The organism is Mesorhizobium sp. B2-7-2 (assembly GCF_006440775.1).
GTDB lineage: Bacteria > Pseudomonadota > Alphaproteobacteria > Rhizobiales > Rhizobiaceae > Mesorhizobium.
In genome coordinates this window covers 62,571-85,180 of record NZ_VFTZ01000006.1, presented here as the reverse complement: position 1 = coordinate 85,180, position 22,610 = coordinate 62,571, and the positions used below count along the sequence as shown (strand labels likewise).

25 protein-coding genes are annotated in these 22,610 nt (G+C 63.8%); 11 read left to right on the top strand and 14 right to left on the bottom strand.

From position 1 onward, the window contains the following. The first annotated feature begins 2 nt into the window (after positions 1-2). Entirely contained in the window at positions 3-863 is an 861-nt protein-coding gene (locus FJ425_RS10395; RefSeq protein ID WP_140546364.1) for a lytic transglycosylase domain-containing protein, read from the top strand. Between the two features lie 234 nt (positions 864-1,097). Here FJ425_RS10395 and FJ425_RS10385 read toward each other — a convergent pair whose 3' ends face one another. Further along, on the bottom strand, positions 1,098-3,431 hold the full coding sequence (locus FJ425_RS10385; protein WP_140723202.1) for a response regulator: 2,334 nt from the start codon (positions 3,429-3,431) through the stop codon (positions 1,098-1,100). A 419-nt stretch (positions 3,432-3,850) separates the two neighbouring features. Continuing rightward, entirely contained in the window at positions 3,851-4,174 is a 324-nt protein-coding gene (locus FJ425_RS10380) for a hypothetical protein (RefSeq protein ID WP_140723199.1), read from the bottom strand. Between the two features lie 95 nt (positions 4,175-4,269). Between FJ425_RS10380 and FJ425_RS10375 the strand changes: the two genes are divergently transcribed. Further along, complete coding sequence (locus FJ425_RS10375) at positions 4,270-6,273, top strand: PAS domain-containing sensor histidine kinase (protein WP_140723197.1); 2,004 nt, start codon at positions 4,270-4,272, stop codon at positions 6,271-6,273. A gap of 17 nt (positions 6,274-6,290) precedes the next feature. Here the strand turns inward: FJ425_RS10375 and FJ425_RS10370 are convergent, their stop codons facing one another. Further along, the gene (locus FJ425_RS10370) at positions 6,291-6,863 is read right to left on the bottom strand and encodes an HXXEE domain-containing protein (protein ID WP_140723194.1); all 573 of its coding nucleotides are present in this window, start codon (positions 6,861-6,863) and stop codon (positions 6,291-6,293) included. Positions 6,864-7,107: 244 nt separating this feature from the next. On the opposite strand from FJ425_RS10370, the gene FJ425_RS10365 reads away from it, so the two are divergent. Continuing rightward, positions 7,108-8,184 (top strand): alpha/beta hydrolase, encoded by a 1,077-nt coding sequence (locus FJ425_RS10365; protein WP_140723191.1) that lies wholly within the window; start codon positions 7,108-7,110, stop codon positions 8,182-8,184. Here the strand turns inward: FJ425_RS10365 and FJ425_RS10360 are convergent. Further along, on the bottom strand, positions 8,160-8,378 hold the full coding sequence (locus tag FJ425_RS10360; protein ID WP_140633219.1) for a 4-oxalocrotonate tautomerase family protein: 219 nt from the start codon (positions 8,376-8,378) through the stop codon (positions 8,160-8,162). The two genes, FJ425_RS10365 and FJ425_RS10360, sit on opposite strands and share 25 nt — an antisense overlap. A 212-nt stretch (positions 8,379-8,590) precedes the next feature. Then, the gene (locus FJ425_RS10355) at positions 8,591-9,466 is read right to left on the bottom strand and encodes a polyprenyl synthetase family protein (protein ID WP_246677919.1); all 876 of its coding nucleotides are present in this window, start codon (positions 9,464-9,466) and stop codon (positions 8,591-8,593) included. A 170-nt stretch (positions 9,467-9,636) separates the two neighbouring features. On the opposite strand from FJ425_RS10355, the gene FJ425_RS10350 reads away from it, so the two are divergent. The 3 genes from FJ425_RS10350 (at position 9,637) to FJ425_RS10340 (ending at position 11,313) form a co-directional block, all read left to right on the top strand. Further along, entirely contained in the window at positions 9,637-10,344 is a 708-nt protein-coding gene (locus FJ425_RS10350; RefSeq protein WP_181164953.1) for a transglycosylase domain-containing protein, read from the top strand. A 153-nt stretch (positions 10,345-10,497) separates the two neighbouring features. Continuing rightward, a complete protein-coding gene (gene rpmF / locus FJ425_RS10345) occupies positions 10,498-10,680 on the top strand; it encodes a 50S ribosomal protein L32 (protein ID WP_006203806.1) in 183 nt (60 codons plus the stop codon). A gap of 231 nt (positions 10,681-10,911) precedes the next feature. Further along, positions 10,912-11,313, top strand: a complete 402-nt coding sequence (locus FJ425_RS10340) for a hypothetical protein (protein WP_140545089.1) — start codon at positions 10,912-10,914, stop codon at positions 11,311-11,313. A 188-nt stretch (positions 11,314-11,501) separates the two neighbouring features. Here FJ425_RS10340 and FJ425_RS10335 read toward each other — a convergent pair whose 3' ends face one another. Further along, a complete protein-coding gene (locus FJ425_RS10335; protein WP_140723185.1) occupies positions 11,502-12,020 on the bottom strand; it encodes a helix-turn-helix domain-containing protein in 519 nt (172 codons plus the stop codon). A gap of 86 nt (positions 12,021-12,106) precedes the next feature. Between FJ425_RS10335 and FJ425_RS10330 the strand changes: the two genes are divergently transcribed. Next, positions 12,107-12,934, top strand: coding sequence for an alpha/beta hydrolase (locus FJ425_RS10330; RefSeq protein ID WP_140723182.1), 828 nt, complete (start codon positions 12,107-12,109; stop codon positions 12,932-12,934). Positions 12,935-13,098: 164 nt separating this feature from the next. On the opposite strand, the gene FJ425_RS10325 is transcribed toward FJ425_RS10330, so the two are convergent. From FJ425_RS10325 to FJ425_RS10315, 3 genes are all read right to left on the bottom strand, one after another. Next, a complete protein-coding gene (locus FJ425_RS10325; RefSeq protein ID WP_140545095.1) occupies positions 13,099-13,374 on the bottom strand; it encodes a metalloregulator ArsR/SmtB family transcription factor in 276 nt (91 codons plus the stop codon). A gap of 32 nt (positions 13,375-13,406) precedes the next feature. Further along, entirely contained in the window at positions 13,407-14,654 is a 1,248-nt protein-coding gene (locus FJ425_RS10320; RefSeq protein ID WP_140545097.1) for an MFS transporter, read from the bottom strand. An 81-nt stretch (positions 14,655-14,735) separates the two neighbouring features. Beyond that, positions 14,736-14,930, bottom strand: a complete 195-nt coding sequence (locus FJ425_RS10315) for a DUF1192 domain-containing protein (RefSeq protein ID WP_140723179.1) — start codon at positions 14,928-14,930, stop codon at positions 14,736-14,738. Between the two features lie 212 nt (positions 14,931-15,142). Between FJ425_RS10315 and FJ425_RS10310 the strand changes: the two genes are divergently transcribed. From FJ425_RS10310 to FJ425_RS10300, 3 genes are all read left to right on the top strand, one after another. Continuing rightward, complete coding sequence (locus tag FJ425_RS10310) at positions 15,143-16,156, top strand: NAD(P)H-quinone oxidoreductase (RefSeq protein ID WP_181175877.1); 1,014 nt, start codon at positions 15,143-15,145, stop codon at positions 16,154-16,156. 298 nt (positions 16,157-16,454) lie between these two features. After that, on the top strand, positions 16,455-16,595 hold the full coding sequence (locus tag FJ425_RS10305; protein WP_095767350.1) for a DUF1127 domain-containing protein: 141 nt from the start codon (positions 16,455-16,457) through the stop codon (positions 16,593-16,595). A gap of 252 nt (positions 16,596-16,847) precedes the next feature. After that, a complete protein-coding gene (locus FJ425_RS10300; RefSeq protein ID WP_140545101.1) occupies positions 16,848-17,540 on the top strand; it encodes a DUF1013 domain-containing protein in 693 nt (230 codons plus the stop codon). Positions 17,541-17,627: 87 nt separating this feature from the next. Here the strand turns inward: FJ425_RS10300 and FJ425_RS10295 are convergent, their stop codons facing one another. Together FJ425_RS10295 and FJ425_RS10285 are read right to left on the bottom strand one after the other, a co-directional pair. After that, complete coding sequence (locus FJ425_RS10295; protein WP_095767352.1) at positions 17,628-18,347, bottom strand: YafY family protein; 720 nt, start codon at positions 18,345-18,347, stop codon at positions 17,628-17,630. Between the two features lie 401 nt (positions 18,348-18,748). Next, the gene (locus FJ425_RS10285) at positions 18,749-18,913 is read right to left on the bottom strand and encodes a hypothetical protein (RefSeq protein WP_095767353.1); all 165 of its coding nucleotides are present in this window, start codon (positions 18,911-18,913) and stop codon (positions 18,749-18,751) included. 187 nt (positions 18,914-19,100) lie between these two features. Here FJ425_RS10285 and FJ425_RS10280 point away from each other — a divergent pair, with 187 nt between their 5' ends. Beyond that, complete coding sequence (locus tag FJ425_RS10280; RefSeq protein ID WP_181175881.1) at positions 19,101-19,280, top strand: hypothetical protein; 180 nt, start codon at positions 19,101-19,103, stop codon at positions 19,278-19,280. A gap of 49 nt (positions 19,281-19,329) precedes the next feature. Here the strand turns inward: FJ425_RS10280 and FJ425_RS10275 are convergent, their stop codons facing one another. The 3 genes from FJ425_RS10275 to FJ425_RS10265 all read right to left on the bottom strand — a co-directional run bounded on the left by FJ425_RS10275 (position 19,330) and on the right by FJ425_RS10265 (position 22,564). Further along, the gene (locus FJ425_RS10275; RefSeq protein ID WP_140723170.1) at positions 19,330-20,070 is read right to left on the bottom strand and encodes a thioredoxin family protein; all 741 of its coding nucleotides are present in this window, start codon (positions 20,068-20,070) and stop codon (positions 19,330-19,332) included. A gap of 154 nt (positions 20,071-20,224) precedes the next feature. Further along, the gene (locus FJ425_RS10270) at positions 20,225-21,250 is read right to left on the bottom strand and encodes a class I fructose-bisphosphate aldolase (protein WP_140723167.1); all 1,026 of its coding nucleotides are present in this window, start codon (positions 21,248-21,250) and stop codon (positions 20,225-20,227) included. Between the two features lie 117 nt (positions 21,251-21,367). After that, complete coding sequence (locus FJ425_RS10265) at positions 21,368-22,564, bottom strand: phosphoglycerate kinase (protein ID WP_140723164.1); 1,197 nt, start codon at positions 22,562-22,564, stop codon at positions 21,368-21,370. Between the last annotated feature and the right edge of the window lie 46 nt (positions 22,565-22,610).

The following is a 22,610-nucleotide window of genomic DNA, read 5'->3' as shown; positions in this document are numbered from 1 at the left end:
CGATGCGGCGTTTCCTAAAGGCAACGCTGCTCTTGTTTTTCGTGCTGATCCCGGCGGCTCACGCATTCGCCGATCCGCCGCAGTCGAAGTCGGCCGCCAAGCGCCTGATTTCGCGCGTCTGCGATCTGATCGAGACCCAGGCCCAACAGAACGGCCTACCCAAGGATTTCTTCGCCCGGCTGATCTGGAAGGAGAGCCGCTTCGATCCGGGCGCGGTGAGCCCGGTCGGCGCCGAAGGCATCGCGCAATTCATGCCGGGCACCGCCAAGATGCGCGGGCTCGCCGATCCCTTCGACATCGGGCAGGCCATCCCGGCCTCGGCGAAATATCTTGCCGAGATGAAGGTCAGCTACGGCAATCTCGGGCTGGCGGCCGCGGCCTACAATGCCGGCGAGAACCGCGTGTCGCGCTGGCTGAGCTCGGGCGGCTTCCTGCCAATGGAGACGGAAAGCTATGTCTTCGACGTCATGGGCGAGCCGGTCGACAAGTTCTCGGACAAGTCCTATGCCGGCACCGTCCAGCCGCTCGACCCGAAGATGAGCTTCGCGGTTGCCTGCCGCAGGCTGCCGGTGATCATGTCGCGGACCGTCGCCATGGCTTCGATCAACGTGAAGCCGTGGGGCGTGCAGGTGGCGGGCAATTTCCGCCGCTCGGCGGCGATAGGCCAATGGCTGCGGGTCAGGGGCCGGTTCCCGGCCTTGCTCGCCAGCCGTGATCCGGTGGTGAGCCGGGTTCGCACGCCGATCGGCCGGCGCGGCATCTACGCGGTCAGAATCGGCGCCGACTCGCGCGGCGAGGCCAACGGTATCTGCGACAAGCTGCAAAGCGTCGGCGGCGCCTGCGTGGTGTTGCGCAACCGATGACTGGGTACCACGAAGTTGGACGTGCTGACGGGACAGCGCCCCCCCTCTGTCCTGCCGGACATCTCCCCCACAGGGGGGAGATTGGCAGCTTCGCCGACAGCACTCGTCCTGCAACGTTCGTGATTGGCGAAATCCGGCGCGGCATCCGATCTCCCCCCAAGTGGGGGAGATGCCCGGCAGGGCAGAGGGGGGCGCGAAGGAACTCGGCGGTGGCGGCCAGACGCTACCTGACGCTTAAGCCGTCTTCGCCGCCACCGTCTCGCTGAGCCAGGTGCCGATCTTGGCGCCGAGGCGGTCGGGCGAGACCGGTTTCGGCAGATAATCGTCCATGCCTGCCTCGATGCATTTTTCACGGTCGCCCTTGAGCGCATGCGCGGTGACGCCGATGATCGGCGTGTGATCGCCGTTCTGCACTTCGATGGCGCGGATGGCGCGGGTCGCCTCATAGCCGTTCATCTCCGGCATGGAGACGTCCATCAGCACCAAGCGCGGGCGCAGCGAGCGGTACATCTCAACAGCCGTTCGACCATTGCCGGCAATGCGGTAGCTGAGACCGAAACCGTTGAGGATCTGGCCGAAGACCAGCTGGTTCACGTCATTGTCCTCGGCGATCAGGATATCGATCGGGCCGCTCGGCGCGGCTGTCGATTCCGGCGCTGCCGGGACCGGAACGGCCGGGCCGCGGATGACGGTGAAGGCCGGCGGGGCCGCCTGGGCCGCGACCGGCTCACGCACGAAATGCGACTTGGCGCCTTGCGTGCGCGCCTTCTGGATGGCGGCGATCACGGTGCCCAGCAGCACCGCCGAACGCGCCGGCTTGGTGAGATGCGCGACGATGCCGAAATCGATCACCATTCTGCCGAAATCGACCTGGTCGACCGAGGTGAGCAGCACGACGGGGATGGAGGAGAGGCGGCTGTCGGCGGCGATGGCTCTGGCGACATCGGCGCCGTTCATGCCGGGCATCTGGTAATCAAGGATGATGCAGTCGACCGAGGCGCCGAGCTGGCAGGCGCGGTCGAGGAAAGCGAGGCCGACCGCGCCGCTTTCGGCGGCCGCGCAGTCGAAGCTCCAGCTTCTCAGCTGCTCCAGCAGGATCTCGCGGTTGACCGGATTGTCGTCGATGACCAGCACACGGGCGCCGGTGACGTCGACCGGCACCAGCTCGTCGCGCGCCTGCTGGTCATGCGCCGGCAGCGGCACGGCGAACCAGAACACGGAGCCGCGGCCGATCTCGCTTTCGACCCCGATCTTGCCGCCCATCAGGTCGACAAGCCGGGCGCCGATCGCGAGGCCAAGGCCGGTGCCTTCATGGCGGCGGGTCGAGGAGCCGTCGACCTGGGCGAATTTCTCGAACACGCTTTGCAGTTTTTCGGCCGGGATGCCGATGCCGGTGTCCTCGACGCGGACCTTGAGCTGGACCACACCGTCGACGACATCGCCGCCGACATCGATCAGGACATGGCCCTTCTCGGTGAACTTCACGGCGTTGCCGAGCAGGTTGGTGACGATCTGGCGGAAGCGCCCGGCATCGCCGACGACGAAGGCCGGCAGGCGCGGGTCGACGCGCACGATGAGCTCGAGGTTCTTTTCGGCAACGCGCGCCGACACCAGCGTCGCCACATCCTCGACCGCCTCCGCGAGGCGGAAGGGGGCGGGATCGAGCGTCAGCTGGCCGGCATTGATCTTCGAGAAATCGAGGATGTCGTTGATGATGGTGAGCAGCGCGTTGCCGGATTTGACGATGACGTCGGTGAAGGTCTTCTGGCGCGGCGTCAGCTCCGTCTTGGCAAGCAACTCGGCCATGCCGAGCACGCCGTTCATCGGCGTGCGGATCTCATGGCTCATATTGGCGAGGAATTCGGACTTGGCGCGGTCGGCGGCCTCGGCCTTGAACAAAGATGCGGCGGTCTCGGCGAAGGCGCGGCGGATCGCATTCTCCATCGGCCGGAAGATCAGAAACGCCGCGATTGCGAGCACGGCAAACAGCAGGCCGCTCGCCCACAGGAGGAGCCGGTCGCTGGAAGCATCGGCGAGGCGGCGCTCCTCGTCGAGTGCGGTGCGCACCTTCACCAGCATCGGCTGGGCGAAAAGGTCGTTCTGGTTGCGGATCTCGCGGTAGCTCCACTCGTCGACCTTCTGGGCGACCGCCATCAGGTTGAAGTTGCGCACCATGTCGCGCGCCGACCAGAACAGGTCGTCATTGACCGAAGCGGTGTCCAGCGCGTTGACGGTGTTGTTCGACAGGCGCGGCCTGATCGCGGCGAGTTGGGCGTTCAGGATCCCGATCTCGCCCATCAGGCGTTCGGAATGGCCGCGCGCGGCGGTCGCCAACGCATCGCGCGTCTCGCTGCGCCAGGCGGTGCCGGTGGTCTCGGCGAAATTGGTGGCGTTGCGCAGGTCGCGGGCGAAGATGACGAAATTGCCGCTGAGAGCATCGACCTCGTGGCGATATGAATTCACACGATTGAGCGCGAACATGACGGCGGCCGAAGCCAGCGCGAAGACAAGCAATCCCGAAATGTAGCGGATCCGGATCGACCGGAGGAAGGAAGAATATTCCGGCATGCGCAACCCCAACACATACGCACAATTTTAATGGTCGGGATTACGCTTGATTTACATTAAGATTTCGTTGGAGGGAGGCTGGCCTTGTCGCAGCTTCTGATACAAAGGCGATGTATCGCTGTCCGTGACAGACAGGGTAAGCGCGCTGGACTTCCGGACAGCGTCTCGAAACCGGACGGCAGATCGTCAATCCGATGTATCGGAGAGGATCCCGTTTCCCTTGCGCAGCGTGATCCGGCGTCGAGGATGCTCGTCTCTCGCGGCTTGAAAAATGGCGCGGGCAAGCTGGGCCGTAGCGGCGCGTGCGAGGACCCGTTCGATGATCTCATGGCTGTCGGCCCGCCAGAGTTCGATACGATAGGGCAGCGCTTCAGCCGAACGGGAAGAATTGGCGCTCCGTGTCATAGACAGGCCTCTGCCTAATTCGTCGGGCCGTTCCATCTCGAAACGAAATTGTTCTTGTGCCGCAAGGTGACGTAGCGATCCGGATGCTCACGCGTCGCTGCATAATAGGCAGCGTAGCCGATACTGGCATTTGCCGTGACGGCGAGGACTTGTTCGACACCATTCTTGGCGGCGTTCCACAACTCGACCCTATACGGGAGTTCGTCATGCTCGGCAGAGCCGGGTTCGCGGGAGACGGGATTTTCCTCGTCATCTCCAGGCTCGTTTTCCGGAGCAAAGCTGTACAGATGGCCCGGATTTCTGAGATTGGCTACGAGAGCGGATGAATATGTCGCCATTGGTCCAAGCTCGTTGCTATGCAGGATAGGCACGCTTATGTTGCGGACGTGTCACCGGACGAACTGCTTAATGCGAGCGTAACGCGGGTTCGACAATGCCACCGACCACAGCCGACGAGCAACACCTTTCCGACAGCCGCCGCCTCGAGCTCTTCATCGACGCTGTCGCCGACTACGCGATCTACACCCTCGATGCAGATGGCCTCATCACCAGCTGGAATGCCGGCGCCGAGAAGATAAAGGGCTACGCGGCTTCGGAAGTCCTGGGGCAGCATTTTTCCCGATTTTTCACAGTTGAAGATCAGGCGAATGGGGTCCCGAGCAGGATGCTTGCCGCGGCAAAGGCGGAGGGAAGATACGAGGCCGAAGGGTGGCGGGTGCGCAAGGACGGAACCAGGTTCTGGTCGAGCGGCCTTGTTCAACGGGTACTGGACCGCAACGGCGTTCTTTTGGGTTACGCGAAGATCACGCGAGACATCACGGAGCGCGTCGCCGCGCATGAGTCGCTGCTGCAGAGCGAGCGGCGCTTCCGCATCCTTGTCGACGGCGTGACCGACTATGCCATCTACATGCTCGATCCAAGCGGCATGGTCACCAATTGGAACGCCGGCGCCGAGCGGCTGAAAGGCTACGCTGCCGAGGAAATCGTGGGCCAGCATTTTTCCAAATTCTACACCCCTGAAGAACGCGCAAAAGGCACGCCGCTCCGTGTCCTCGAAGCAGCCGTGCAAAACGGGCGATATGAAGGCGAGGGTTGGCGCGTACGCAAGGATGGCAGCCGTTTCTGGGCATCGGTTGTCGTCACCCCGATCCATAACGACGCAGGCCAGCTCGAAGGATTCGCCAAGGTTACGCGCGACATCACCGAACGCCGTGCGGCGCACGAAGCCTTGCGTCAAAGCGAGCGCCAGTTCCGCCTTCTGGTGGGCGGCGTGACCGACTATGCGCTTTACATGCTTGATCCAAATGGGCTGGTGACCAGTTGGAATGCCGGTGCGGAGCGCATCAAGGGCTATGCGGCCGAGGAAATCATCGGTCAGCACTTCTCTCGGTTTTACACGGAGCACGACCGCGCCGCCGGTTTACCTGGCCGCGCGCTCTATACGGCAACACGGGATGGACGCTTCGAGACCGAGGGCCATCGCGTCCGTAAGGACGGGACGCTGTTCTGGGCGAATGTCGTGATCGATCCGATCCGCGACGAGCGAGGAGAGCTGATTGGTTTCGCCAAGATTACGCGCGACATCACCGATCGACGCGATGCGGAGATCGCACTCCGGCAGGCGCAAGCGCAACGCGTTCATACGCAGAAAATGGATGCGCTCGGCCAACTGACCGGCAGCATCGTACATGATTTCAACAATCTCCTGACGGTGGTCGAAAGCTATGTTCGCCTGGGCAAGAAAGTCGGCGCCGATCCCGAAATGAAGCGGGCGACCGAATCCGTGGAACTTGCGCTCCAGCGCGGCGCCGCATTGACACGCCAGTTGCTGGCCTTCTCGCGCAAGCAGGCTGCCCGCGCCGAGGTCGTCTCGCTGGCAGAGCGAGTGGAAGCCGTCCGCGCAATGATAGCGGGCTCCATGCGCAAATCGGTGAAATTGGTCGCCGCTGTCGGAGCCGAAACCTGGCCAGTCAAGGTCGACCCCGGCGAACTGGAGCTTGGTCTCGTCAACATTGCCTTCAACGCGCGGGACGCCATGCCAGACGGTGGCCTGGTAACGATAACGGCGGAGAACGTGCTGTTGTCGAGCGAGGACAACGCAGCCGGCCTGCAAGGTGAATTCGTCGCGTTGCGGGTGACCGACACAGGCATCGGCATTGCGGCAGACGTGCTTCCGCAGGTTTTCGAACCGTTCTTCACGACCAAAGGGCCCGAGAAGGGTACAGGTCTCGGCCTCGCCCAGGTCTACGGTTTGGCGCAGCAGTCCGGCGGCGCGGTCACGATTGACAGCGAAGTCGGCAAGGGCACGACGGTGACGATCTATCTGCCCCGGGCCGATATGGCAGTCGCCGCGCAGAGCGCCGAGCCGGAACAGCCGGCCAGCGCGAATGTGGTGCCGTTGAGGACAAAGGGCCGTTTTGCCGGGGATCAAGACTGATGACGTCGCCGCAGATGCTATGAGGTGACGACGAGAGAGCGGTATCGGGCGGCCACGACCGCAATGATCGCCAGGTGAAGCAGGATCGCGAGAGCTGCGCCGATCAATTGCGGGACAAGACCTTCCGTCCGGCCGATCATCCAGATCGTGACGACGCTCAGCGGCAAAAACAAAATGACGCTGGTGACGAGGCCGGGATTGTATTTGCCGAGCCGCGCCGATGTGACGAGGTGCGCGAGCGCGTTCACGATCATGACATAGGGGGCAACCAGGCCCCAGGCGGGTCCCCACAGGAATGCCGCATAAAGAGCCAGCAGGTTGATGCCCCAGACAAACGGCAGGTTGATGACGAGAACCGAGGCGACGGTAAGGGCGTCACGGCCGCCGAAGACATTTTCGTTCGCGAATTTGCGGAACCGGTCGCCGGCGTGCTCTTCGACCTGATGGACCATGTAAAACGGGCTGTGCAGGAAGATCAGGAACACCGGCAGCGGAAGCGATAAGACCGGCGCGGCCGCTATGAGCGATGCTGCCATGAACCCCGCACCGATGACCCAATAATCGGCCAGCCAGGCTTGCAGCTTAAGCATTGGTTCCCCGCCTCCTCAGTCAGCGATCCTGCACGAATGGACGCGCATCGCCAGAACTATTCAAGTGCGTGGACGCCGTGGCGCTACGTGACCATGTCGGATATTGACTGCCGCGACCGCTCCTGAGACAGTCAATGGAAGATGCGCGCCTCCAAAACTTGGCACCCCGCTGGCTCGGCCACCCGTTGCGGCGTCTGGCCTTTCGCCATTGATCAGAGGTAGAACGCGAGCATGAGAAGCGGCCGTGAGCGAACCTATACAGCGGATAGTTGAGACCAACGGCATCCGCCTCAACGTCGCGGAGCAGGGCGAAGGGCCGGTGGTGCTTTTGTGCCATGGCTTCCCTGAATCCTGGTATTCCTGGCGGCATCAGCTGGGCGCGCTCGCGGCGGCGGGCTTCCGCGCCATCGCCCCCGACATGCGAGGCTACGGCAAGAGCGATCGGCCGGAAGCGATCGACCAATACACGCTCTTTCATCTGGTCGGCGACATGGTGGGTCTTCTCGACGCCCTCGAGGCCCCCAGCTCCGTCATCGTCGGCCACGACTGGGGTGCGGTGGTGGCCTGGCATGCCGCGCTGCTACGGCCGGACCGCTTCCATGCCGTCGTCGGCCTCAGCGTGCCGTTCCGGTCGCGCGGCAATGCGCGTCCGACCAGCCTCATGCCGCGAACGGCGGAGTCCCAGTTCTACCAGCTCTATTTCCAGCAACCCGGCATTGCCGAGGCGGAGCTGGAACGGGACCCGCGGGCCTCGGTGCGCGCCATGCTTTATGCGGTGTCGGGAGACGCTTCGGACGGCGGCGCCAGAATTGCCATGGTCCCGCACGGCGGAGGCCTCCTGCAAGCCGCCGAGGTTCCTGCAAGTCTGCCGCACTGGCTCAGCGAAAGCGACAGCGATTTCTACGCCGGCGAGTTCCGGCGCACCGGCTTTGCCGGAGGTCTCAACTGGTACCGCAACATCGACCGCAACTGGGAACTGATGGCGCCCTTTGCCGGCGCGCGGATCAAGGTTCCCGCTCTCTACGCAGCGGGCGACCGTGACCTTGTGGTCGCCTTCCCCGGCATGGATCAACTGTTGGCCAATCTCAGGAACTTCGTCCCGCAAATCCGCGATACGCTGATGCTGCCCGGCTGCGGGCATTGGACCCAGCAGGAGCGCCCGGACGAGGTCAACGCCGCGATGATCGATTTCCTGCGGAGCTTGCCGAACCGGGGGCTGATCCAAGGGAAAGCGAGTATCGGCTCCGACACGGAAAGTTGGGCGTGCCGCTCGGCAAGCGACTCGCCCGGTTCAAGTCAGGCACTATCCTCGGCCCGGTAGGCGTCGGGAAGAATGAAGACCTCGTCGGCGCGGCCATAGCCTCCGTCGCGAACTTCCTCGATCAGCACCATGGTGTAGGGGCGTACAGCTTCGCCGAAATAGTCGACGAACATCTGCGTGGTCTTGTGGACGAGGTCTTCCTTCTGCGCTTTTGTGAGGGCGGCCTCGGGCATCTTGAAGTTGGCAAAGGGCATTCCAGGTTCCTTCCGGTGGATTTCACGGCTCTGGATGGAGGGCCGGTGAGGCGTCAGCGACCGGACCGATGATGTCCGTTCGTTGTCCTGGAGCGGATATAGACTGCTGCGGATGCCGGATAATCACCCGGCCATCGACAGCAGTATTCGAATATGGCGAACAATCGGAGCCGTTGTCGGCTTCGGCAATGGCCGCCGGCCTGCGCCACCGTTCAGTTGCTGCGCGTCGCCACGAAGGTCGCCGCTTGCTTGAGCAGCTCAGCCGCTTCGCCGTAGGGCTCGAGCAGCGCATGCGCCTGTTCGATCAGGCCGTGGAGCTGACCGCGCGCCCAGTCTGGTCCGTGCAGTGCTGCGAGCGTCGCCTTGCCGGCGGCCGCATCCTTGTTCGTCGCCTTGCCCATCTGCTTTGCGTCGGCGGTCAGGTCGAGCAGGTCGTCGGCGAGCTGGAAGGCAAGGCCGATCGCCGAGCCGAATTCCGCCAGCCGCTCGCGGTCGGCAGGAGGCGCGCCGGCGACGATCGCGCCGGCCTCGCAGGCGAAGCGGATCAGCGCGCCGGTCTTCATCGCCTGCAGCGTGATGATGCCCGCCTCGTCCGGCCGTTCGCGCTCGGCTTCCAGGTCCAGCATCTGGCCGCCGACCATGCCGCCGGCACCGGCCGCACGAGCAAGGGCGAGAACCAGGGTGGCGCGGCGCTCCGCCGACAGCGCGGTCGCTTCGTCGGCGACGAGGTCGAAGGCCAAGGTCAGCAACGCGTCGCCGGCGAGGATCGCGGTCGCCTCGTCGAAGGCCCTGTGCACCGTCGGCTGGCCGCGCCTCAAATCGTCGTCGTCCATGGAAGGCAGGTCGTCATGGATGAGCGAGTAGCAATGCACGCATTCCAGCGCCGCGGCGACGCGCAGCGCCGCCTCGCTCTCGGCCGAAAACAGCGCGGCACTTTCCATGACCAGAAAAGGCCGCAGCCGCTTGCCGCCATTGAGCACGCCATGGCGCATGGCCGCCATCAGGCGCTCCGGCCGCACGATCTCGCTGGTGAGCGGACGCGCGTCGAGGATCCGCCGCAGCTCGGTCTCGACCGCGGCGGCGCGCATGAAAAGCGCGGATTCGAAGGCGATCTGGTCGTCTTTGCCCATGGCCGGGAGCGGTAGCCGACACTCAGACATTGCGCAAGCAGGCTCGCGCCTTTATGCCGGAGGAGGCGAGGCACGGGTGGGACGGCTTGACGGAACCGATCGTCGAATATGAAAGCGAAGGGCTGGACATGGCGCGACGTCGGCGCCTGAACCGCGCCGGTCTCAAGCGGCTTGGCCGGCGTTGCCTGGTCGTGGCGCTCGTGCTGGCGGTCATACCGGTCGTGCTCACCTTCCTTTATCTGCCACCCTTCGTGCATCCGGTCTCGACGCTGATGCTGAAGGACCTCGTGACTTTTTCCGGCTACGACCGGCGCTGGGTGTCGATCGATGACGTGGCGCCGGTGCTCGCGCATTCGGTGATCATGTCGGAGGACGGGCAGTTCTGCTTTCATCGCGGCGTCGATCTGGGCGAGTTGCGCGGCGTGGTCGACGACGCGCTGGCCGGCGAGGCGACGCGCGGCGCCTCCACCATCACCATGCAGACGGTGAAGAACCTTTTTCTGTGGTCGCGGCCATTGGGCAGCGTGCGCAAGGTGGTCGAGCTGCCCCTGGCCGTCTATTTCGATGCTGTGATGTCGAAGCGGCGGATCATGGAAATCTATCTCAACATCGCCGAATGGGGGCCGGGCATCTACGGCATCGAGGCCGCCGCCCGGCATCATTTCGGCGTCTCTGCCAAGCAATTGTCGCGAAGGCAGGCGGCGCTGCTTGCCGTCAGCCTGCCCAACCCGATCGCGCGCAATCCCGCCAGGCCGGGACCGGGCCTGCGGCGGCTGGCCTCGTTGATCGAGCGGCGCGCCAGTCGGTCAGGTGCCTATGTCGGCTGCCTTGAGTAGGACGAAGCGGCGCCGGCTCAAAAAAATTCGCGCCGGCGCTGGCCAAAACGGCGCAAGGCGTGTATAGGCACCCGACTTTCTCAGATTATGGCCTCGATGCGGCCCTTTCGCGAGGGTTGCCGAGGCATTTTGACCATGTAGTGGAGCATATCCATGGCCGTTCCAAAAAGAAAAACCTCTCCGTCGAAGCGCGGCATGCGCCGCTCGGCCGACGCGCTCAAGGCCCCGACCTATGTCGAGGACAAAAATTCCGGCGAAATGCGCCGCCCGCATCACATCGACCTGAAGACCGGCATGTATCGCGGCCGCCAGGTTCTTGAGCCGAAGGAAAGCTGAGAAGCTTCCGCGGTTCGTGACGTTTCAAAAGACCGGCCTTTGGCCGGTCTTTTTGCGTGCGGCCCTTGGTTGATGGAGGCCTGGGCCTCGCAGGGTGCAGAAAAGCCGGACAACCGGCTGACATTGTTATTTCATTAGGTCTTAGAGCGTGTTCGCCGCCGCCGGCGAAAAGCCTTGACGGCGCGCCTGCCACGGATTTTACAAAAAGGGTGCCCCATTGGAGTCGCCCAGATGTTCGGTGCCATCCCGCTGCTGATCGTGCCTTTCGTCCTCTACAATCTCGGCCTGCTCGGATTGTTCGGCGGCGGCGACGATCCCTGGACGACCGAGATGTTCTCCTTCCGCATGATGTCGGGCGGCGTGTTCTCGATGACGCTCGGTGGCCTGATGGTGCTGATCGGGCTGATCTTCCTGTTCGTCGAGATCTCAAAATCGGTGCGCACCACCAACGCCTCGATCCTCGATCATCTTTTGTCGACGCTGGTCTTCATCGCCTTCCTGGTCGAATTCCTGCTGGTGAAAGGCGCGGCGCACTCCGTCTTCTTCACGCTGATGGTCATCGCGCTGTTCGACGTGCTGGCCGGCTTCTCGGTGTCGATGCGGTCGGCCAGCCGGGATATCAATTTGAATTAGGTCTTCCAATGTCGTCATTCCAGGGCGAAGCAGGAGCGTAGCTCCGTCGCGAAGACCCTGGAATCCATGCCGTTACCTTCGCCAAGGAGTGCAACGGAGCAGAATTCTGCGCGCAGCAACGCTTCGAAGTCACGGAATGGATGCGAGGAACGTTCCGGCTAATCTCCAAATCCCCGGTACGAAAGCGGTCAATCCACAGTAGCCTCAGCTTTTCGTGCGACCACTTCCTCGTAGGCAGCGCGCAGTTGCTGGCGCACGGTCGGCGTGCCCGGCGGGGTCTTGGGTGGCGCGCCCAGATGCTCGTGACGCAGTTCGTCCATGAATTGGTCCCATAGCGGCGGACCGCCCTTTTCGAGCAGCTCGGCTCGGATCGACAATTCTTCCGTAACCGGCAGCCAGACGCGTCCCCAGGCCCCGAGCTGCGCCATGATCGGCACCAGCGTGATCGCCATCTCCGTGAGGCTGTAGATCGCCTTCTGCTTGTGACTGGGGTCGTCGGCCTTGGTCAGCAGGCCGAGCTCCATCAGCCGCTTCAGCCGGTCGGCCAGGATGTTGGAGGCAATGCCTTCCAGCGAGCCGTTGAGCAACTCGCGAAAATGGCGCCTGCCGCCGAAGATCATGTCGCGCAGGATGATCAGGCTCCAGCGGTCGCCAAAGACCTCGAGCGACAGATTGATCGGGCAGCCGGATCGATGCTCGGCGGACATAACGATCTCCAAAAACCAGTTGCATTATGATATCGGTTTTATTATCGTGCAACCAATTGCAAAATGCAAGCGGAATGGAGGAGCAGATGACCACCGCAGCGCAGCGCCCCGACATCGTTTCGGAAAGCTTCGGCAGTCCGAAAGATCCAGCGATCCTTTTGATCATGGGCGCCATGGCTTCGATGCTGTGGTGGCCCGAACCCTTCTGCCGGCAGCTTGCCGGGCGTGGCCGCTTCGTTATCTGCTACGACAACCGCGACACAGGCCTATCGACCAAATATCCGCCGGGCGCGCCGCCCTACACATTCGAGGACATGGTGGGCGACGCCATGCGCGTGCTCGACGACCATGGCGTCGCCAAGGCGCATGTCGCCGGCATGTCGATGGGCGGCATGCTCGCGCAGAGCGTGGCGCTGAAATATCCCGAACGCGTCAGCGCGCTCACCGTGATCTCCTGTTCGCCGCTTGGCGTCGATACATCCGTCCTGCCCGGAACGACCGAAGCCTACAAGCAGCACTCTGCCGAAGGCGGCAATGTCGACTGGTCGAATCGGGAGCAGGTGATCGACTTCATGGTCAAGGACGCCCGTGCGATTGCCAGCACTCACCATCCGTTCGACGAGGGGCGGACGCGCAAGATGATCGAGGAGGATTACGACCGCTCCGGTGGGCTGGCCAGCGCGACCAATCATTTCCTGCTCAAGGGCGGCGGCCCGCAGCGGACGGTGCGGGATCTTCGCGTGCCGTTGCTCGTCATCCACGGCACCGCTGACCCGCTCTTCCCGATCGAGCATGGCCAAGCTCTGGTCGAGGCCGTTCCCGGCGCGAGGCTGGTCAAGGTCGAAGGCGGTGGCCACGAACTGCATCGCAACGACTGGCCACAGATCGTCGAAGCCATCGCCGCACACGGCTAGCGCCGGCAAGACGCCGGCTTAACCGTCATCGCCGACCCCGGCGATGAAGCTTCGCGCGGCCTTCCTGAAGGTGTCGCCGACCGGCAAGATGCCGGCGCTCATGACCCGCTCGGCGCAGCCCTGCAGACGGCGCCTTGAGGCCTCCGGCCAAAGCGCGTCAAAGACTATTCTCCCGGCGCCGTTTCCCAGAACTGATCGAGCCAGATGTTGAGCCTGAGGAAGCCGGCGCTGCTGACGGTATAGACGCGCCTCGTGCCTTCGGGCTTGGCGTTGACCAGGCCGGCGTCCAGCAGGACCTTCAGATGCTGGGAAACCGCTGGGCGTGAGACGGGCAATCCGGCGGCCAATTCGTTCACCGTCTTCGGGCCGCGCCGGAGTTCTTCCAAGAGATGGCGCCGGTTGGGATCGGCTATCGCCATAAAGGCGTCAGAAAACATCATGCCTTTATTTGTGAGGCAAAGTCTCGCGAATCTCAACTATCGGTTTCAACCTTTCTGCGCGGATCGAGCCGCGTGGCCTCGGGCGTGACCGCGCGGTCCGCGGGCTGCGTCTTGAAGGCATCGCGGTCTTCGATCGGCACCGGCGCGCGGGCGCGGATGCGCAGCAGCGTGTAGCCGGCGAGGCTGAGATGCGCGAGCGCGGTTGCCAGGAAAAGCCCCTCCGGACGCACCGAGCCCATCAATGCCGCGGCCAAAAGCGGGCCGATCATCGTGCCAAAGCCGTAGAGCAAGAGCAGACCGCCCGAGACCTTGACGAAGTCCTCGGAGCGGGCGTGGTCGTTGGCATGCGCGACGGCGATCGAATAGAGCGTATAGGCGAAGGCGCCATAGGCGGCGGTCATCACGATGATGAAGACGCCCGAACGCGGTGCGATCAGGAAGATCAGCATCGCGACCAGGGCTGCGCCGAAGGCCGCGCCGGCCAGCACGAAGCGCCGATCGGTTGTATCCGATAGGCGCCCGGCCGGTAGCTGCATGGCGGCACCGGAAATGACCACCAGGCTCATCATCAGCGCGATCTCGGCGGTCGATATGCCGACGCGCGCGCCATAGACGGCGCCCAGCGTGCCCCAGGCACCGTTGGCGATGCCGATCAGGAGGCAGGCCACCGCCGATACCGGCGAGTTGGCGTAAAGGCCTTTGACGTCGAGCTTGACGTCCTGCAGGGGCTTGGGATGCGACTGCGTCGACACGGCCGTCGGAATGAGCGACAGGCAAAACAGGATGCCGGTGATCATGAACAGCGAGGCTGACCGCACATCGCCGCCGGCGACGATCATCTGGCCGCCCATGATCGAGGCATAGGTGACCATCATATAGAGGCCGAAGACGGTGCCGCGGTTCTCGTTGGTGGCCTTCTCGTTAAGCCAGCTCTCGATCACCATGAAGGCGCCGGCCATGGTGAAGCCGGTGAAGGCGCGCAAAAGGATCCAGACATATTCGTCGATGATGAGGCCGGTGAGCAGCGCGACGATCGCGCCCGACGCGGCGAAGGCGCCGAAAGCCCTGACATGGCCGGCGCGGCGCACGAGACGCGGTGCGAAGAAGCAGCCGGCAACGAAGCCGCCGGCCCAGGCCGTGCCCATCAGGCCGAGCGATGCGGTCGAAAAGCCTTCCACCTGGCCGCGCAGCGGCAGGAGCAGACCGTGCAGGCCGGATGCGGCGAGCAGGAACGCGGTGCCGCGCAGCAGCGAGAGGATCGGTCTGTAGGTTGCAAACATCGCTTGATCCGGGTTCGAGACGCAGGGCCTGAAGACAGACGTATTCGGGCTTTTCGGCGGCGAGCGAGCACGCCGAACAATTTATCCGCGGCGGAACAGCGACTCGGCGGCGGATTTGGTGGCGCCCTTGGCGCTGCGCTCGGCTTCCAGCCTGGCGATCTCGTCGCGCAGCAATGCGATGCGCTCGGCCAATTCGTCGACGGACAGCAAAGACAGGTCCTGGCCGATCTCGTGCGGGCGCTGCTTTTTCCTGGGTTCGTCGTCGAAGATCGCCATCCGTCGCTCCTCTCTTGCTCGGCCATTTGCCTGATCTGGCAATCGGCATACATAGAGCAATTCCGGGAAAAGTGCGTAGCGGTTTTCCGTCCGGAATAGCGTAGGAACGAAGAGTTGGAGCAGGTCGGCGCTTCTTCAAGCGCCGAACTGCTCCAGGCAGGGGCGCCGATGCAAACGGGCGGCGATAGACCGGGACACAGGGAGAACACGATATCATGGCAAACGGACAGAAGATTCCGGCGACGATGACGGCCATCGCGATCTCGCAACCGGGTGGGCCAAGGGTGCTCAAGCCGGAAACGCGCGACGTGCCGGTGCCCGGCCCCGGCGAAGTGCTGATCCGGGTGCACGCGGCCGGAGTCAACCGGCCGGACGTCCAGCAGCGCAAGGGCGCCTATCCGCCGCCGCCCGGTGCATCCGACTTGCTCGGCCTCGAAGCGTCAGGCGAAATCGCGGCGCTCGGCGACGAGATATCGCGCTGGCGCATCGGCGACCGGGTCTGCGCGCTGACGCCGGGCGGCGGCTATGCCGAATATGTCAAGGTTCATGCCGGCAGCGTGCTGCCGCTGCCGGCGGGTTTCACGCATTCGGAGGCCGCCGCGGTTCCGGAAAACTACTTCACCGTCTGGCACAATGTATTCGAGCGCGGCGGCCTGAAGAAAGGCGAGACGCTGCTTGTCCATGGCGGTTCGTCCGGCATCGGCACCACCGCCATCCAGCTCGCCTCGGCCTTCGGCGCCACTGTGATCACCACTGCCGGCAGTAAGGAGAAATGCGACGCCTGCCTGAAGCTCGGTGCCGACCGGGCGGTCAACTACCGCGAGGAGGATTTCGTCGCCGCCGTGAAGGATGCGACCGGCGGCAAGGGCGCCGACGTCATCCTCGACATGGTCGGCGGCGATTACGTCGGGCGCAATTACGATGCCGCGGCCGTCGAGGGGCGCATCGTGCAGATCGCGGTGCAGGCCGGCGCCGTTGCCAGCGCGGACTTCTCCAAGGTCATGGTGAAGCGGCTGACCCACACCGGCTCGACGCTCCGCCCGCGTACCGTCGAGTTCAAGGCGGCGATCGCAGCCGCGCTCGAGGCCCAGGTGTGGCCGCTGCTCGGCACGCGCAAGGTGGCTCCCGTGATGGACATGATCTTTCCGCTGACCGAAGCCTGGCGGGCGCATGAGCGGATGGAAGAGGGCGAGCATATCGGCAAGATCGTCCTCGACGTAGAGTAGGATGGGTCGTTATTCAGGTGAGGCCGGCCTGCAAATGCCGGGCTTCTGCGCTTCCGGTGCTCACGTACTAAAGTACGCTCCGCTCCGGTTCTCGAAGTCCACCATTTTCGACTCGGCCTGACCTGAATCTCGACCCATCCTGGCGTCGGCGCGTGTCCCGGTTCCAAGCTGAACGAAACCTTAATGCTGCATTGCACAAAACGCATTGCGGCCATGCAAAAGCGTCCGTTCAATTTGTGGGCAGGAGTGCCTATTTACGCGGCATCAAACGATTTGACCAAACGACTAGAGAACCATCATGAACCCGATCAGTGCTTTCCGTAAGTGGCGCATGTACAACGAGACCGTGCGCGAGTTGAACAAGCTCAATGCCCGCCAGCTTAGCGACCTCGGCATCAACCGGGCCGACATCGAGCGTATCGCCCGCCAGGCGGTGTAATCAGACGCAGACCGGCCTCGCGGTCGGGCTGCGACATGCAAGCCAGAGCCGTCGAGACGCTTGCTTGTTTCCGGTTCCAAACCCGCTGGACCTCGTCCAGCGGGTTTTGTCTTTTTAGGGCCTTGATCAGCCCTTCCCAAAAACATTGCGAAAATTGGAGGGAGCGTTTATACAGGCCGCGAATTTCCCATTTTGGTGGCTCTAAAACCACCGCCCGCGCGGGAACGCGGGCGAACGAGAAGGATTTTTGATATGGCCAATTCGCTGCTGATGCCCAAGGCGACCGCCGTCTGGCTGGTCGACAACACCGCGCTCTCCTTCGAGCAGATCGCGCAGTTCTGCGGGCTGCATCCGCTGGAGGTCAAGGCGATCGCCGACGGCGAGTCGGCCCAAGGCATCAAGGGCATGGACCCGATCATCACCGGTCAGCTGACGCGCGACGAGATCGCGCGCGGCGAGAAGGACATCAACCACCGGCTGAAGCTGTCGGAGCCGAAGGTGCGGGTGCCGGAATCGAAGCGCAAGGGTCCGCGCTACACGCCTTTGTCGAAGCGCCAGGACCGGCCGAACGCCATCTTGTGGCTGGTGCGCAACCATCCCGAGCTCAAGGATGCGCAGATTGCCCGTCTCGTAGGCACCACCAAGTCGACGATCGAGCAGATCCGCGAGCGCAAGCACTGGAATTCGGCCAATCTGCAGCCGATGGATCCGGTGACGCTCGGCCTCACCTCGCAGATCGACCTGGACCTCGAAGTCAACCGCGCCTCGCGCGGCCGCGAGCCGGCGCAGCCCGTCGGCGACACGCTGCTGCCCGCCGCGCTCACCGAACGGCTGGTGCCGGCGCCGGAGAAGCCGAAGGATGAGGACCAGGAGCTCGACGCCAACGCCGTCTTCGCCAAGCTTTCGGCGCTCAAGTCGAAGGACAAGGACGAAGACGAAGAGTAAGGAGGGGTCGGCCTTGGTCGACTTGCCGCTCAATAAAAAAGTCCGCTTCGAGCGGGCTTTTTTATTGGACAATGGCTTGGGAGGAAGTCACGTCCGCGCGGCGCGGTCGGGCGCCATGCCGTAATCCTCTGAGCGCTCGACGGCGCGGTAGAAATCGGCGAGCTGCTTGCCCCGTTCCGGCTTGAAGATGCGGCCGGCAATGACGACCGAGGCGATGCGGTCGATGCGGAAGGCGCGGAAATCGTCGCGCATCTCGCACCAGGCGACCAGGGTCCAGACCTTGCCCCAGAACCACAGCCCCAACGGCCTGATGTCGCGCGCGGTACCGCGGCCGGCTTCGTCGGAATAGTCGATGGTCAGCACCTGGCGCTTCTCGATGGCGCGCTCGATCAGGTCGATCGCTTCCCGCGCGGCGTCGCTCACCACCCACATCGGCGTGTGGATCTCGGTGCGGGCGATGCGGTCCTTCTCGGTGTCGGGCAGCACGGCGCCGATCTTGACCAGCGCCTCGTCGGCGGCCCTCGCCATTGTGGCGCCGCCGAAGGCGCGCACCATGCGGGCGCCGGCAACCAGCGCCACGATCTCGTCACGTGTGAACATCAGCGGGGGAAGGTCGAATCCCTCCCTCATCATGTAGCCGACGCCCGCTTCGCCATCGATCGGCACGCCGGTCGACTGCAGGTCGGCTATGTCGCGGTAAATGGTGCGTTCGGAAACCTCGAGCCATGCGCCGAGCTTCTGCGCGGTGACCAGCCGGCCGCCCCGCAAATGCTGCACGATCTGGAAAAGCCTGTCAGCACGACGCATCGCTAGATCCCCCGAGGATATGACTTAGGCCCTTCGCGCGTGCGCTGCGCGACAACGAATTTCGCACCGAAGGACAATCTGCCCGCGGTCGGCACCAGCATCGACTGGCCCCGGACGACATCACCGACCGTGGGCAGCGACGGCTTGATGCCGTTTATGCCCGGCGTGCTCAGCCTGTCGTTCCAGCTTTTCACCATACGCGGATTACTCCGGATCGTTGGTTCATGTTTGTTGCTGTCAGGATCGAAGCCGCTCCAATTACCGCATGCCTCCTGACAACATACTGTCAGGAGGCTGCGGCGAAACTACCGGCGAACAAGGCTCTTTCCCTGAACTCAACATTACTGGCCGCATTACATCTGGGCGCGGCTGCGCTCCAATCCAAGTCGCGGCGCAAAATTTCAGTTTTCACGCACGCGGCCCTGGTAAAGGTCCGGCCAGCCGATGTCCTTGCGGATGTCCGCCGGCAAGGTGTTCAGGAAACGCTGGGTGCGAATCTCGTTGCGCACGGTGCGGATCCTGCCGACATAGTGCTGCACACTACGCAGAATTGTAAAACCGTTCATGACCTCACTCCTCTCTTTTTGATGAGAAGAGTATCTCACACCCCTCCTGACAGCAGTCTGTCAGGAGGTTGGCAGGGCGCGGAGGAAGACGGTGCGGTGCCGTTCGCAGCGTTCGAATAGGCCCTATTTCTGTCAGGAATGCTCTGCCCGAGGGTGCGCTCGAGAACAGCTTTGACAGGCGCCATCGATGCTGGTCAAAGGCGGCATGACGAAACTGTTTGCCCTTGTCATCTGCGGCATCATGCTGATCCAGGTCATCAAGCCGCTGGGCTGGCCGGGGCTGAGGCGGCGCGGCGATTTTTGGAAGCTGGCGCTGCTTGCGATGGCCGCTATCTCGCTGGCGGCGGTGCTTGGGCACTGGGCATAGGCCTGTCCATATTCGGGAAGGACGGCCCGCGAGTGGCGCGTCCTGCCGTTCATGCGCAGCAGTCCGGCCGGTCCTCGTCTTTGTCCCGATATTCGTCATGCAGGCGCACCCAGTCCATCAGGTTGTGATAGGGACCCGTCTCGCCGCGGCCCTTCGGCGTCATGTCGAGATAATGATAGGCGCCGATCAGCGCGTCGCCGCCGCGGGCGCGCGACATGAAGGTGAGGAAGATGTCGCCGCACTCGTTGCGATAGAAGATACTGGTGCCGGGCAGGTCTTTCGACCGTAACGGGCGCTTCTCGAAATTGTAGGTGGTTTCGCCCGCCGCGATCTGCCTGTCTGTGAACGAGACCTGCAGGTCGAAGTTGAAATCGGACGCATAGGACGACATCCAGTCGAACTTCCAGCCCATGCGTTGCTTGTAAGGCAGGATTTCGCCGAGCGGCGCACGCGAGACGACGACCAGCGAGACGTCATGATGCTTCAGGTGCCGGTTGGCGCCGTCGATATGGTCGGCGAGGAACGAGCAGCCTTCACAACGGTGGTCGGAGCCCGGCGCCATCATGAAATGATAGACGATGAGCTGGCTCTTGCCGGCGAACAGCTCGGCAAGATGCTTCGGCCCCGCTTCGCTCTCGAAAACATAATCCTTGCGCAGCTTGAACCAGGGCAGTTGCCGCCGCTCCGCGGCGATAAGCTCGCGGAATTTCGTCAGCTCCTTCTCGCGCTCGAGATGCTTCCTGTGCGCCTCGAACCAGTCTTCGCGCGAAACCACGGCATTGCGATGCATGACCATCTCCTGTCCTCTCCTGCCAAGGACGTTCGACATCGGCGCGATCCGACATGGTCGATAGCGGTCGGCGCCTGACAAGTGGGAACGCGGCTCGCAAAAAGCAAAAACCCGGGCTGCCAGCCCGGGTTTTATGCACTGCTCGGGGATGGTGTCAGGCGGCCTTTTCCAGCGCCGGTTGCCATTTTCCGAGCGCCGCCAGATGGTTCATATGGGCGCGGTGAGTGAAGGCGGCCTGGCCGGCGGCAACATTCGAGGCCTTGCCGCTCCATGCCTTCTGCGGCGCGGCCTGCAGCGCGCGGCCATAGGAGAAGGTCAGTTTCCAAGGATGCGGGCCGATGGCGTTGAGGGCATTGAGGTTGGCGGTCGCCTCCTCGTCGTCCTGGCCACCGGAGAGGAAGGCAATGCCGGGCACTGCCGACGGCACCACCTCGCGGAACAGCTTGATCGTCTTCTCGGCGATTTCCTCCGGGCTGTCGGTCTTGCCCGACTTCTTGCCGGAGATGACCATGTTCGGCTTCAGGATCGAGCCTTCCAGCACGACGCGGGCCGCGTAAAGCTCGTCGTAGAGCTTGATCAGCGTCGCCTTCGAGACGTCATAGCAGGTGTCGATCGAATGCGCCCCGTCCATCAGCACTTCCGGCTCGACGATCGGCACGATGCCGGCCTCCTGGCAGAGCGCGGCGTAGCGGGCCAAAGCGTGAGTGTTCGAGGCGATCGAGTTGGCGGACGGCACGCCCTTGCCGGTGTCGATGTCGATCACGGCGCGCCATTTGGCGAAGCGGGCGCCGAGCTTGTAATAGTCGGCAAGCCGCTCGCGCAGCCCATCCAGGCCCTCGGTGATGGTGTCGCCGGGAAAGCCGGCCAGCGGCTTGGCGCCGAGATCGACCTTGATGCCGGGAATGGCGCCGGCGGCCTTGATGATGTCGACGAGCGGCGTGCCGTCGGCGGCCTTCTGGCGGATGGTCTCGTCATAGAGGATGACGCCGGAGATGTATTTTGACATCGCGTCCCTGGACCGGAACATCATCTCGCGATAGTCGCGCCGGCTATCGGCGGTGGATTCAACGCCAATGACGTCAAAACGCTTCTTGATGGTGCCGGAGCTCTCATCGGCGGCCAAAAGGCCCTTGCCGCCGCTCACCATAGCGGCGGCGATATCTTCGAGACGTTCGCTCATGGGTGCTCTCCTACGCTGCGTTTATTCCGCGCCGGCAGAACACTACCGCCAAAGGAATGACGCCGGAAAGCTAGAATCGATTGAAAGCCGCGCGGGCTTTGCCTGGGCTCGGACTGTCTACCGCTTCAGCACCTCGACGCCGGGCAGCGGCTTGCCTTCCATCCATTCGAGGAACGCGCCGCCGGCGGTCGAGACATAGGTGAAGTCGTCGGCGACGCCGGCATGATTGAGCGCGGCCACCGTGTCGCCGCCGCCGGCCACCGACACCAGCTTGCCCGCCTTGGTGCGGGCCGCGGCATGCTTTGCCGCCGCCACCGTGGCGCGGTCGAAGGGCTCGATCTCGAAGGCGCCGAGCGGACCATTCCAGACCAGCGTCGCGGCGCGGTCGATCCAGTCGTTGACGCTCTGCACGGTCTTTGCACCGACATCGAGGATCATGCCGTCGGCCGGCACGTCCGAGATGGCGACGGTCTCGCTGGCGGCGCCCGCCTTGAATTCCTTGGCCACGACGCCGTCGGCGGGCAGGATGATGGCGCAGCCGGCTTCCGCCGCCTCGATCATGATCTGCTTGGCGGTGCCGGCGAGGTCATGCTCGCAGAGCGATTTGCCGACATCGGTGCCGCGCGCGGCAAGAAAGGTGTTGGCCATGCCGCCGCCGATCACGAGCGCGTCGACCTTCTTCACCAGGTTCATCAAAAGGTCGATCTTGGTCGAGACCTTGGCGCCGCCGACGACGGCCACCACCGGCCGTACCGGATCGCCGAGGCCCTTTTCCAGCGCGTCGAGCTCGGCCTGCATGGTGCGGCCGGCATAGGCCGGCAGAAGATGCGCGAGGCCTTCGGTCGAGGCATGCGCGCGGTGCGCGGCGGAAAAGGCGTCGTTGACATAGATGTCGCCATTGGCGGCGAGCTGTTCGGTGAAGGCCGGCTCGTTCTTCTCCTCGGCCTTGTGGAAGCGGGTGTTCTCGAGCAGCAGGACGTCGCCGTCTTTCATCGCCGCGACGGCTTCCGCGGCCTTGGCGCCGATGCAGTCGGCGGCGAAACCGACCGGGAGGCCGAGAACGTCAGCCGTGGCCCTGGCAATAGGCTCAAGCGAGAATTCGGCCGATGGGCCGTCCTTGGGGCGGCCGAAATGCGCAAGCAGGATGACCTTGGCGCCCTTTTTCGAGAGCTCGGCGATGGTCGGGGCGATGCGCTCGATGCGGGTGGCGTCGGTCACCTTGCCGCCGGCGACGGGAACGTTGAGGTCGACGCGCACCAGGACGCGCTTGCCGCTGACGGCGCCGATATCATCGAGTGTCTTGAAGCCGGCCATGGTCGTTCCTTCCTAGTGCCTTGACGCAATCCGGACGGAAACCCGC